11 protein-coding genes and 1 tRNA gene are annotated in these 11,949 nt (G+C 65.6%); 7 read left to right on the top strand and 5 right to left on the bottom strand.

The annotated features are described in order from the left end of the window. The 3 genes from GXY47_14430 to GXY47_14420 form a co-directional block, all read left to right on the top strand. Positions 1–1,241: peptidase (locus GXY47_14430; GenBank protein NLV32340.1), on the top strand; the 1,241-nt coding region annotated here is incomplete at its 5' end. A 360-nt stretch (positions 1,242–1,601) separates the two neighbouring features. Continuing rightward, a complete protein-coding gene (locus GXY47_14425) occupies positions 1,602–2,411 on the top strand; it encodes a site-specific integrase (GenBank protein NLV32339.1) in 810 nt (269 codons plus the stop codon). Beyond that, positions 2,373–2,446: transfer RNA gene (locus tag GXY47_14420), tRNA-Arg, on the top strand. Before GXY47_14425 ends, GXY47_14420 begins: the two co-directional genes overlap by 39 nt. 6 nt (positions 2,447–2,452) lie before the next feature. Here the strand turns inward: GXY47_14420 and GXY47_14415 are convergent. Further along, the gene (locus tag GXY47_14415; protein ID NLV32338.1) at positions 2,453–3,331 is read right to left on the bottom strand and encodes an NAD(P)-dependent oxidoreductase; all 879 of its coding nucleotides are present in this window, start codon (positions 3,329–3,331) and stop codon (positions 2,453–2,455) included. A gap of 122 nt (positions 3,332–3,453) precedes the next feature. On the opposite strand from GXY47_14415, the gene GXY47_14410 reads away from it, so the two are divergent. Both GXY47_14410 and GXY47_14405 read left to right on the top strand, forming a co-directional pair. After that, positions 3,454–3,765 carry a hypothetical protein gene (locus GXY47_14410; GenBank protein NLV32337.1) on the top strand — a complete coding sequence of 104 codons (312 nt, stop codon included), beginning with the start codon at positions 3,454–3,456 and terminating at the stop codon, positions 3,763–3,765. Positions 3,766–3,782: 17 nt separating this feature from the next. Continuing rightward, positions 3,783–4,244 (top strand): WbuC family cupin fold metalloprotein, encoded by a 462-nt coding sequence (locus GXY47_14405; protein NLV32336.1) that lies wholly within the window; start codon positions 3,783–3,785, stop codon positions 4,242–4,244. On the opposite strand, the gene GXY47_14400 is transcribed toward GXY47_14405, so the two are convergent. The 3 genes from GXY47_14400 to GXY47_14390 form a co-directional block, all read right to left on the bottom strand. Further along, positions 4,241–4,780, bottom strand: coding sequence for a Uma2 family endonuclease (locus tag GXY47_14400; protein NLV32335.1), 540 nt, complete (start codon positions 4,778–4,780; stop codon positions 4,241–4,243). The genes GXY47_14405 and GXY47_14400 overlap by 4 nt on opposite strands. Before the next feature lie 84 nt (positions 4,781–4,864). Next, positions 4,865–6,913, bottom strand: a complete 2,049-nt coding sequence (locus GXY47_14395) for a DNA topoisomerase IV subunit A (protein ID NLV32334.1) — start codon at positions 6,911–6,913, stop codon at positions 4,865–4,867. Next, a complete protein-coding gene (locus GXY47_14390; protein NLV32333.1) occupies positions 6,910–8,724 on the bottom strand; it encodes a type IIA DNA topoisomerase subunit B in 1,815 nt (604 codons plus the stop codon). Before GXY47_14390 ends, GXY47_14395 begins: the two co-directional genes overlap by 4 nt. Positions 8,725–8,941: 217 nt before the next feature. Between GXY47_14390 and GXY47_14385 the strand changes: the two genes are divergently transcribed. Continuing rightward, positions 8,942–10,330 carry a hypothetical protein gene (locus tag GXY47_14385; GenBank protein NLV32332.1) on the top strand — a complete coding sequence of 463 codons (1,389 nt, stop codon included), beginning with the start codon at positions 8,942–8,944 and terminating at the stop codon, positions 10,328–10,330. Between the two features lie 66 nt (positions 10,331–10,396). Continuing rightward, on the top strand, positions 10,397–10,999 hold the full coding sequence (locus tag GXY47_14380) for a DUF2284 domain-containing protein (GenBank protein ID NLV32331.1): 603 nt from the start codon (positions 10,397–10,399) through the stop codon (positions 10,997–10,999). Here the strand turns inward: GXY47_14380 and GXY47_14375 are convergent. Beyond that, positions 10,936–11,637, bottom strand: a complete 702-nt coding sequence (locus GXY47_14375) for an adenine nucleotide alpha hydrolase (GenBank protein ID NLV32330.1) — start codon at positions 11,635–11,637, stop codon at positions 10,936–10,938. The two genes, GXY47_14380 and GXY47_14375, sit on opposite strands and share 64 nt — an antisense overlap. Between the last annotated feature and the right edge of the window lie 312 nt (positions 11,638–11,949).

Below are 11,949 nucleotides of genomic sequence, written 5' to 3'. Positions count from 1 at the left end.
TTTGCCTTTACGATGTAGTGTGCTTCGACGAGGTGGCCGGCATTTCCTTTGATCAGAAGGACGGCGTGAACATATTAAAAGGCTACATGGCCGCCGGCGAGTTCTCGCGGGGCAAGGAAAGCATCCGGGCATCAGGCAGCATCGTGATGGTGGGCAACTTCGATGTGGATGTGGAGCAGCAGCAGCGGATCGGGCACCTGCTCAGTCCGCTACCCCCGGAAATGAGAAACGACACGGCCCTAATGGATCGCATCCATTCCTTCGCTCCCGGCTGGGATTTTCCCAAACTCAAGGCGAGCGACCACCTGACCGATCATTTTGGCCTGGTGACGGACTTCCTGTCGGAATGCTGGACCAAGCTCAGGGAGGGTACCCGCATATCGACTCTGCAGGGGCGTGTGCACTGGGGCGGCGCGCTGAGCGGACGCGATATCGAGGCAGTCAGCAAGACCGTGAGCGGAATTATAAAACTGCTGTACCCGGACGCTGAAATGCCCATTCCTGACCAAGAACTGGAAGCGGTGGTGCGGATTGCGCTCGAGGCCCGGCGGCGGGTGAAGGAGCAGCAGAAGCGGTGCCTGAAGACGGAGTTTCGAAACACGCATTTCAGCTACTTCATGGGAGTAGAGGGGGTTGAGCAATTCGTTACGACGCCGGAACTGCATAGCGATGAAGCTATCGAGGCCGATCCGCTCCCGCCCGGACAGGTCTGGGCAATCAGTCCGGGAGGTCCGGACGCCCCTCCATCTCTTTACCGGATTGAGGCCACAAGCGGGCCGGGAGGAGGGGTGAAGATACTCAATGCACCTGTTCCACCCGCCTTCCGTGAAAGCGTCCGCTACGGCGAGCAAAACCTCTACTCGCAGGCAAAAGACCTGGTGGGCGACCGTGATCCGCGCAACCATGAGTTCTCAGTGCAATTGCGGGCAATGGATTCGGATCGTTCCGGATATGGTCTGGGATTGCCGGTGCTTCTGGCGCTATGTGGGGGTCTCATGGAGCGGAGCACAAAGGGCGGGCTGATCATCGTCGGATCGCTTAACCTTGGAGGCTCGGTGGAGATGATCGCCAATCCCGTAGCCGTAGCTGAGCTTGCGGTGGAAAAGGGGGCGGTGCAACTCCTGATGCCGGTTTCCTCCCGGCGACAGTTGCTGGAGCTCCCGGACGAAATGGCTACCAAGGTCAACATTGTTTTCTATGCGGATCCAGCAGATGCGTTCATGAAGGCGATCCTGGAATAGCCGGTCCATGTTTTAGCAGATACGCAAAGGGATGATTTCATGGCACGAAAAGGGGAGGGGATCTACAAGCGGGGCAACGTTTGGTGGCTCGATTGTCGGATCAATGGTACCCGATACCAGCTGCCTCTGGGGAAGGGAATCAACCGGAAGGTGGCGCTCGAGCTGGCGACGGCGAAGCGGGCGGCAATCCTGCGCGGGGAGGCGGGGATTGCCAGGAAACGCAAGGACATGCCCTTTGAGAAGGCCGCAGAGGAGTTTCTGGCGTGGGCGCGGGCCAACAAGCGGCCCCGGACGGCGAAGACCTACATAAGCCTTTTAAACCAGCTGCGGGGGTTCTTCGGCGACAAGACGCTTTCCGCGATCACTCCTTTTCTGATCGAAAAGTACAAGCAAAAGAGGCTGGCCGACGGGGCCAAGGTGACGGTAAACCGGGAGCTGGCCTGTCTCCGGTCGCTCTATAACCTGTTTATCGAGTGGAAACGGTTCGAGGGGGCCAATCCCGCCAGCCGGTTCCGGCGGGTGCCTGAAAGCCAGGGGCGGCTCCGGTTCCTGACCGAGGATGAAGAAGCGCGGCTGCTTGCGGAGGCGGAAGAGCCCCTCCGGTCCGTTATCGTGGTGGCGATCCATACCGGGCTGCGGGCCTATTCCGAGGCGCTCACCCTGACGTGGGAGAACATAGACTTTCAGCGGAAGAGCCTCACGGTTCTGGACTGCTACTCGAAGACGAAGGAGAGCAGGACGGTCCCCCTCAATTCGGTCGCCCTGGCGACCCTCAAAGCCCTGAAAGCCCGGGTTCCCGGACCCCAGGTATTCATGACCAGGGGGAGGGCCAAAAGCGGGGAATGGCGGCCCTACTCCAGCTTTAGAACAGCCTTTGAATCCGCCTGTAGGCGTGCTAACCTTTCGGGCGTCACGCCCCATGTGTTGAGGCATACTTTTGCCTCCCGGCTGGTCATGCGGGGGGTGGATCTTCGGACGGTGATGGAACTGGGAGGGTGGAAAAACCTGGCCATGGTTCAGCGATACTCTCATTTAAGCCAGGAACACAAACAGCAGGCTATCGAACTGCTCGTCGAAAATTCACCTACGATTTTCACTACTCCGAAATCCGGAAAACCAGTAACTCCTTATGCGCCTGTAGCTCAGGTGGATAGAGCAACAGTTTCCTAAACTGTGGGCCGCAGGTTCGAGTCCTGCCAGGCGCATTTCCCCTACTCCCCTTTGCCGTTCAACCGCTCGAGCGCGAGCATCAGCGCCTGGGTTCCCAGCCGGCCGTGTCCCTGGGCCTGGACCGCCAGGTAGAGCTGGTGCACCAGGGCCAGTCCCGGCAGCGCAAGGTTCATGGCGGCCGCCTCCTTGAGGGCGATCCCCATATCCTTGATGAAGTGCTCCACGAAAAAGCCGGGATCGTAGTCACGGCGGAGGATGCGCGGGCCCAGGTTCGTGAGGGTCCAGGAGCCGGCGGCCCCGCGGCTGACGATGTCGATGACGGCCTGGCGGTCGAGCCCCGCCCGGGAGGCGTACAGCAGGGCCTCGCACATGCTGATCATCAGGCCGGAAACCAGGATCTGGTTGCACATCTTGGCGTGCTGTCCGGACCCGGCCGGGCCGAGGTAGGCGACGGTCTTTCCCATCAGCCCGAAAAGGGGGAGGACGGTGTCGTAGGCGCCGCGGTCGCCGCCGGCCATGATGGCCAGGGTGGCCGAGCGCGCGCCGACATCGCCCCCCGAGACCGGGGCGTCGAGGCTCGCGCCCCCTCTCCGGGCGGCCGCCGCGGCGATGCGGCGCGCCAGGGCGGGTTCGGTCGTCGTCATGTCCACCAGGACCGGGAGCCTGCCGGGGGCGGCAAACAGACCCCGCGGCCCGAAATAGACCTCTTCCACGTCGGCGGGGAAGCCCACCATGGTAAACACGACTTCGCTCCCCTCCGCCACGGCGGCCGGGGAGTCGCACCAGCGGGCGCCGCGCTCGACGAGCGGTTCGGCCTTGGCCCGCGTGCGGTTATGCACCTGGAGCCGGTGCCCCCCCCGCTCGAGGTGCCCCGCCATCGATTGCCCCATGACCCCCGTCCCGATCCACCCGATGTTCATCCCCCGTCCTCCCTTTCCGGCGCCGCAATCGTTGGTGCCGGACGCCGGTTTTGCATCTATAATGCCACGCGAGGGAGTGTCCCAACGATGTTTTGTTGACGCGGCAACGGGAGGGAGGAGTCATGGCGCAGTCAGAAATCATGTCCGGCGCGTGCGGGATGACGACGAAGGTGACGGCGACGATGGAGGGGAAGGTGTGCAGGCTCGAGATCGAGAGCAGCTGCAAGGCCATCCAGGCGATCGCGGCCGAGCTCGGCGAAGTGGACCCCTACCGGGAGATCAGCTTCAGGCAGGGGTTGCCGAGGATCCTGGAGATGGGCCACAAGCATTGTTTCCACACGGCCTGTCCCGTCCCGGTGGGGATCCTCAAGGCCGTGGAGGTGGCCGCGGGGCTGAACCTCCCGAAGGATCCCGTGATCAAGGTGAGCAGGTAGCCGGTGCGGGAGCGGTCATGATCCTCATCGACCGGAAGCTTGTTTCCAACCTCTCGGCCCGGGCACGGGCCTCGGCGCGGTTGCGCCAAAACCACAATTTCCACCAGGACTACGCGGACCCGACCCACCGCATGCTGAACGCGCTGGAGCCGGGGACCTACGTCCGGCCGCACAAACACGAGGCGCCGGACAAATGGGAGGCCTTCATCCTGCTCTCGGGCCGTGCGCTGGTGGTGACGTTCGACGACGCCGGAAATCCCGGCGAGCGGGCGGTCCTGGACGGCGGCGCCGGGGTGTTCGGCGTGGAGATCCCCGCCCGCGTCTGGCATTCGGTGGCGGCGCTGGCACCGGGGACGGTACTGTACGAGATCAAGCCCGGGCCCTACGCCCCGCTCGACGACAAGAGTTTCGCCCCCTGGGCGCCGGCGGAGGGGGCGCCGGAGGCCGCCGGGTACCTGGCCGGTCTGACGGCGGGCTAGGCCGGGGCGAACAGGCGCGAAACCTCGAGCCCGAAATCGGGGAGCAGGGGGGAGACCAGCAGGTCGGATCCCAGAAAGCGCCCGGTGCGGACGTAGCCCAACTCGCTCCATACCAGCGTGGCGACGATCCGGGTCCGGGTGTCGACGGCCCAGAACTCCGGTACGCCATGGCGGTAACACTCCCCTCTCAGCCTTCCCGGGGCCGTTGCCGGGGGCATCCGGGGAAAGACCTCGACCGCCAGGTCCGGGACCCCGTGGAGACTTCTTTTCCCTATGATGCCGCGGCGGCTGTGGCGGACGAAAAGGATATCGGGCCGCAGGGCCGTGTGCCGGTCGAGGAGGGCGCAGCAGGGGGCCTGCAGCACCTGGCCCTGCCCGGAGGCGTCCGCGTGCCGGAGGAGGGCCGAGGCCAGGCGCAGGACCACCGCCTGGTGCCGGATCCCCGGGGACAGGGGGACCGCAGGGGGCGCGTGTCGCTGATGGACGCCCGCCGCCGGCAGGGCGGAGCAGGGGGGGGAGGATAGCGGTCCGGCCACGGCGTTTTCTCCTCGGTTCGGTTGTTTCTCCCCGGTATTGTTTCGGGAGGAGGGGCTTTATTTCCCGGAATCTTTCGGCGGCGGTCAGTGGTCGAGGAATTTTCCCGGGGGGCCGGTCAGCGCGTCGTCCCAGTCCGGCGCTTTTTCAGGGCCGATGTACTCGATGGCGTTCGCCGTCATGACGAGGCCGCGCGCGTCGCGGCCGCGGGCCGGGTGCTTGGCCAGGGAGAAGCGCTGCTGGCGGATCTTGACCCGTTCGTCGGCCGTGTAGCGCACGTAGAGCTCCGCGGGGTCGTCGGCGGAGAAGAAACGGACGGCCGCCCCCTTGGGGGCGAAGCGGGCTTCGCGGTTGGTCGACATGCGCCCGACCTGGAATTTCTTGCAGTAGACGAAGAAGTCGTGTTCGTAAACGGCCGTCAGCACCCGCTCCCGGTCGACCACGGCGCAGTGGATGAGGGTGGTGTCCACGAAGAGTTTGTCGGGCGGGGCCACGATCCTGCAGCGGCCGTCCTTCCACACCAGCAGAAGCCGGTCGAGCGGGGAGCAGGTGATCATGCCCTCCCCCTGGACCTTGTGCCCGAGGTACCCCTTGGCGCGGTCGTAACGGATCTCGAGCGCGTCGGCGGTCAGTTCGCGTTCGGAGATGGTTCCGAAGGCCGCGATCTCGGTGCGGCGCGGGTAGTCGGCCGCGTATTTGCGCAGCAGGGAACGCAGGTAGCGGATGGCGTAGGGCACGAGCCCTGACAGGTCCGTCTCCACCCCCCCCAGCTCTTCCCGCAGCTTTTCGATCTCCTTCCGGTTCTTCTCCACGTCGAAGTGCGAGATGCGCCGGATGGGAATCCCGAGCAGCGCTTCGACGTCGTCGTGGGTGAGGTCGCGCTGCATTTCGGCGCGGAATGGGGCGAGAGCCTCGCGGACCGCCTGTTCGGCCTCGCCGGGGGAGGCGCAGGCTTCCAGCCCCTTGTAGAGCCGGTTCTCCACGAAGATGCGGACGAGGGTGTGGCGGTGCATCTCCTCGACGAGGCGCCGGCGCCGGCGCTGCAGTTCCTTCCGGAGGATGGCCACCAGGCGGGACGTCGTGTGCCGCACGATCTCATCGACGTCCATCTCGACCGGTTTCTGCTCCCGGATCACCACGATGCGGCTCGAAATCTGCACCTGGCACTGGGTGAAGGCGTACAGGGCCTCCATCGCGCGGTCGGGGTCCTCGTCGGGGGGGAGATGGATTTCGATCTCCGGGTTTTCGGCCGTGAAATCGTGGATGCTCCGGATCTTGACCTTTCCCTTGCGCGAGGCGTCCTCGATGGAGGCGATCAGGGTGTCGGTCGTCGTCCCCGCCGGGATTTCGCGGATCGTCAGGGTATGTTCGTCTTTTTTCTCCAGGCGCGCCCGCACGAGCACGTATCCCCGTCCCGCGTCGTACGCGCGGGCGTCCATCAGCCCCCCCTGCGGGAAGTCGGGGAGCAGGGTGAACGGCTTCTTCTCCAGGACCGCGATCTCGGCCCCGAGGAGTTCGGCGAAGTTGTGCGGCAGGATGCGGGTGGAGATCCCGACGGCGATCCCTTCCGCCCCGAGCATCAAAAGGAGGGGGATCTTGGCCGGGAGCGACACCGGCTCTTTTTTGCGGCCGTCGTAGCTCGGGACGAAATCGGTCAGGTCGTTGTTGAAGATCTGCGTCCGGGCCAGCTCCGTCAGCCGGCATTCGATGTAGCGGGGGGCGGCCGCGGGGTCCCCGGTGACGAGGTTGCCGAAATTCCCCTGGCGCTCGATCAGGTACTGCCGGTTGGCGAGGGTGACCAGGGCGTCGCCGATGGAGGCGTCGCCGTGGGGGTGGAACTGCATGCAGTAGCCGACGATGTTGGCGACCTTGATGAATTTGCCGTCGTCGTTTTCGTGGAGCGAGAAGAGGATGCGGCGCTGCACCGGCTTGAGCCCGTCGTCGAGGTCGGGGATGGCGCGGTCGCGGATGACGTAGGCCGCGTACTGCAGGAAGTTGTCGTCCACCAGGCGCTTCAGCGGGCCGTCCCCCGTGGCCCCGAGGCCCGCGCGCGGGCCGGGGGCCTGGCCGGCCGCCTCGGCCGCCGGGGGTTCGAAGTCCCCGAAGAGGGGGAGGATCCTGGGTCCGTCGGTCATGACTCGGCTTCCACGACAAGGTGGTTCATGATGTACTGGCGCCGCTCCGGGGTGTTCCGGCCCATGTAGAAACCGAGGATGGCCGGGACGCTGTGCCGGTTGTCGAGCCGGACCGGGGTCAGGCGCATGTCCGGGCCGATGAAGTGCTTGAATTCCGAGGGGGAGATCTCGCCCAGCCCCTTGAAACGGGTGACCTCCGCCGCGCGCATCTCCCCGACCGCCGTGTCCCGCTCCCCTTCCGAGTAGCAGTAGACCGTGCGCTTCCCGTTGCGCACGCGGAACAGCGGGGTCTCCAGGATGTGGACGAACCCGTCGTGGACCAGGGGCTCGAAGAAACGCAGGAAAAAGGTCAGGAGGAGGTTGCGGATGTGCAGCCCGTCCACGTCGGCGTCGGTGGCGAGGATGATTTTCCGGTAGCGCAGCCGCTCCAGCGATTCCTCGACATCCAGGCTGCGCATCAGGTTGTAGAGCTCCTCGTTCTTGTACATGACGTCGCGCCCGAGGTCGCAGACATTGAGCGGTTTGCCCCGCATGGTGAAGACCGCCTGGGTGTTGACGTCGCGGCAGCTCGTGATGGAGCCGGCGGCCGACTGCCCCTCGGTGATGAAGAGCATCGACTCGCTTCCCGCCCCGGTGCGGCGGTGGAAGTGGACGCGGCAGTCCTTCAGCTGCGGCACCCGGATGGAGGTGGCGCGCGCGCGCTCCCGGGCCATCTTTTTCATCGACTGCAGCTCTTTGCGCAGCTTCACGGTCTCCTGGATCTTGACCAGGGCGGCCTCGGCCGCCTTCGGGTTGCGGTGCAGCAGATCGACCACGGCCTCGCGCACGCGGGAGACCCATTCGGCCCGCATCTCGGTGTTGCCGAGCTTGTTCTTGGTCTGCGATTCGAAGACCGGCTCCTGCAGCCGCACCGCGACGGCGCCCGCCATCCCCTCGCGCACGTCGTCCCCGTCGAACTTCCCTTTGGAGAACTCGTTGAACCCCTTGACCAGGCCTTCCCGGAAAGCGCTGAGATGCGAGCCGCCGTCGGCCGTATACTGGCCGTTGACGAAGGAGAGGAAGGTCTCCTCGAAGCGCTGGGTGTGGCTGAGCGAGAACTCGAGCATTTTCGATTTGAAGTGGAGCGGGGGATAGATCATCTCGTCCCCCGCCTCCTCCCGCAGCAGGTCGGGCAGGCCGTTGCGGGAGAGAAACAGGCGGCCGTTGTATTCGATGCGCAGTCCCGTGTTCAGGAAGGAATAGAGTTTCAGCCGGCGCTCGACATGCTCCGGGGCGAAGGCGACGGCGCCGAAAATCTCCGGGTCGGGCTCGAAGCGGACCAGGGTGCCGTCGGGCTCCTCCGGCATCCTCCCCTTCGGTTCCTCCAGGATCCGGCCCCGCTCGAAGACGGCGCCGGCGAACTCCCCGCCGCGGTGGCTGCGGACCTCGAAACGGCACGACAGGGCATTGACGGCCTTGGTCCCGATGCCGTTGAGCCCCACGCTGAACTGGAAGACCTCGTCGCTGTACTTGGCTCCCGTGTTGATGCGCGAGACGCATTCGACCACCTTGCCCAGGGGGATGCCGCGGCCGTAGTCCCGCACCTCCACCCGGGTCCCGTCGAGGGTGATCGATACCCGGTCGCCGTAACCCATGATGAACTCGTCGACGGCGTTGTCGACCACCTCCTTGAGCAGGACGTAGATCCCGTCGTCGTAGTCCGACCCATCCCCGATCCGGCCGATATACATCCCCGAGCGCTTGCGGATGTGTTCGAGCGAGGAGAGGGTCTTGATCTTGTCTTCGTCGTAATTGTGAGGTTTGCGCATCATCATTACCGGAGTGCGGATTCTAACAGATATTCCCCCTTCCCAGGAGCCCCGATTTTTCTGCCCCCCCGCCCCCTTTTCCGGCACCGCCCTTCCGGTGACAGAGGCGACCCGGTTGTGATAGGCTCGACGAAAGGCGGGGCGGGGCGACGGGCCCCGCAGGGGACGGCGGCGCGCCACGCGCGGCGGGGGATCGGGCTGCGGACTGGAGGGGGGGATTATGGGTACGATGTTGGGCGGCGACAGCCTGGCGAACCGGGCGGGGGTCGTGACGGCGGACTGGGCCGGGCTTCGGCCCGAGGAGAAGCGGCAGCGGCGCATGGACCATTTCCTCAGCCCGCCGGGGCTGGAGTTCGTCAGCGACCAGGCCGCGCGGAATTACCGGACCCGGGCCCGCCGGCTGGTGGATGTCTATTCCCTGCGGGAGCCGGACCGGGTGCCGGTCCAGTTGCCCGTCGGCAATTTCCCCTTCCAGCATTACGGGATCACGCTCCGCACCGCGATGTACGATTACGACCAGGCCGTCCGCGCGTGCCGGAAATTCAACGAGGACTTCGCGGAGGAGCTGGAGCATTTCGCCAGCCCCTGGATCACCCCGGGGCGCGTCATGGACCTGCTCGACTACAAGCTCTACTCCTGGCCGGGGCACCGGCTCGGCATGGACGTCCCCTCGGTGCAATTCATGGAAGCGGAATACATGAAGGAGGACGAATACGAGGCCCTCATGCGGGACCCCTCCGATTTCTGGCTCCGGACCTACCTCCCCCGCGTGTGCGGGGCGCTCGCCCCGCTGCGATCGCTCCCCCCCGTGACCGATCTCGTGGAGGTCGTGAACCTGGTGCAGTTCATGCCGCTGGCGAGTTCCGGGATGCAGTCGATGCTGCAGACGCTGATGGATATCGGCAAGGAATACGGGAGATTCATGGAGGCGATGGCGGCGGCCGGGCCTTCGGGCGCCGCCTGCGGGTACCCCGTCGGCTTCGGCGCCTTCTGCAAGGCCCCCTTCGACACCCTGGGGGACACCCTGCGCGGCACCCAGCCGATCCTGAAGGACATGTACCGGCGGCCCGAACGGCTGCTCGCCGCCCTCGACGTCGTCGCCGACTTCACCATCCGGTCGGTGCTCCGCTCACCCAACATCGACAACATCTTCATGGTGACCTACCCGCTGCACAAGGGGGCGGACGGATGGATGTCCCAGAAGCAGTTCGACACCTTCTACTGGCCCTCCCTGAAGAAGGTCATGGACGCCCTCATCAAGGAAGGGCTGTTGCAACACATGTTCGCCGAAGGGGGATACAACAGCCGCCTGGAGTCGATCAACGATTTCCCCAAGGGGGCGGTCTGCTGGTTCTTCGACAAGACCGACATGTCCCGGGCCAAGAAGGTCCTGGGGGACAGGTGCTGCCTGCAGGGGAACCTGGCCTCGTCGCTGATCGTCACCGGCCGGCCCGGGGAGGTGAAGGCCGAGTGCCGCAGGCTGATCGAGGAAGTGGGAGCCGGGGGCGGCTATCTCCTGTCGGCGGGCGCCACCCCGGAATTCCCGAAACTGGAAAACCTGCGCGCCATCATGGAGGCGGTGAGAGAATACGGCGTGTACCGGAAATGAAGAGGCACCGCCGTGCGCTCCGGGCCGGGCCGGCGCGGCGGGGTTTGGGGCCTTGGAGGGGGATCGATGATCGACCGGGAGGAACTGATCGCCATCGCCCTCCGTGCGGGGGCGTCCCACGCCGGAATCCTCGAGACCCCGGCGATCGAGTTTCACGAGGATTTCCGGAAGGCGTGCGAGAAAAACTTCTGCCGGAAGTACGACACCAACTGGATGGGGCCGCCGGCGGTCGGTCCCATCGCCGAGCTCCGACGCAGGGTGCTCGCCTTCGCCGAGGGGATGCTGTTTCAGAGCACGCACCCGGTGCAGGGCAACTTCGACATGAAGGGGATCGAGGCCGCGGCCCGGGCCCATGACGCGGTTTTCCGGGAGCTGGTGCGCGCCCTCCGGGCCCGGTATCCCGCGGAAGCGATCCTGCCTCTGGGCGCCGGCTGCTGCAGCGTTTGCGGGCGGTGCGCCTATCTCGACGGGGAGCCGTGCCGCTACCCGGACCTGGCGGCCTCCTCGGTCGAGGCTTACGGGATGAACGTCATCGCCCTGCAGAAGCGCGCCGGCCTGCCCTACTACTTCGGCAAGACCATCGTCTGTTTTGTGGGATTGATTCTTTACGCTCCCGCCTCGGGCGCTCCCGCCTCATCCGGCTCCGGCACGGGGAGCAGTTCGCGGTAGGCGAAGCGCCCCCCCTCGAGCCTCCTCCCTCCGCGGCGCAATGCAATCGGCCGGCGGAAGATGGGGCCGTCGAATACGAAGGTGTGGAACTCCCCATTTTCCCCGCAGGGATCCACGCCCGGGGGCAGCTGTTCGAGAAAAGCGGCGTCATACTCCCTACCGGCAAACTCGGCCGGCAGGACGTTCGTGTCCACGCAAACCACCAGGGCCCGGAAGCCCAAGCCGATGAAGCGCCTGGCCGCTTCGAGGGGAGGACGACCCCAGAGCGGGAACAGGCACCGCATCCCCGCCTGCTGCATCCGTTCCTCCCGGTACTCCCGTACTTCCTGCAGGAAGAGATCTCCGAAGGCGACGGTCCTGATGCCCCGGCGCGCGTGCGGCAGGAGCGCGCGGCGCATCAGGCGCGCGTAGGCTTCGTTCGGGCAGTCGGGCGGGAGGAGAACCTCCTGGAGCGGATGGCCCAGCGATGCGGCCTGGGCCCCGAGGAGGCGGCGCGGGACGCCGTGCATGGGAATCCCGTCCCGGCGGACCGTCGTCAGGAGCGCCGCGATCTCGACGGCGCCCGCAGCCCGGAGTTCATGAAGGGCCAGGGCGGAGTCCTTCCCGCTGCTCCAGCAGAAGAGGATCGGTTCTTTCACGGCGTCTCCCTTGAAAAGATTCAATATCGCATAGAATAAGACTGGACATCCACTAATCAAGGTTGGGGATAACCCGGGACACCCATTTCATCCTGGTCTGCGTCTGGACAGAGGCTCGAAGTGGGTGTCCCGGGTTCGTATCCGGAGGCGGGAGTGGGTGTCCAGGACTTTTTCCGGGAGTCCTACCGGGGAATGTTGCTCAGAAGGGCGATCTTCTGGAGCGATGCTGGGGATCGGATCAGCAGGCGGGGGGGCCGGATATCGTGCCGGGGGGAGCGGCGCTTTGGGGTGGTCGAGCGGAGGGATATCCGT

It is taken from the genome of Acidobacteriota bacterium (genome assembly GCA_012729555.1).
In the GTDB taxonomy this organism is placed as follows: domain Bacteria; phylum Acidobacteriota; class UBA6911; order UBA6911; family UBA6911; genus UBA6911.
This window is presented reverse-complemented; position numbering and strand designations above follow the sequence as displayed.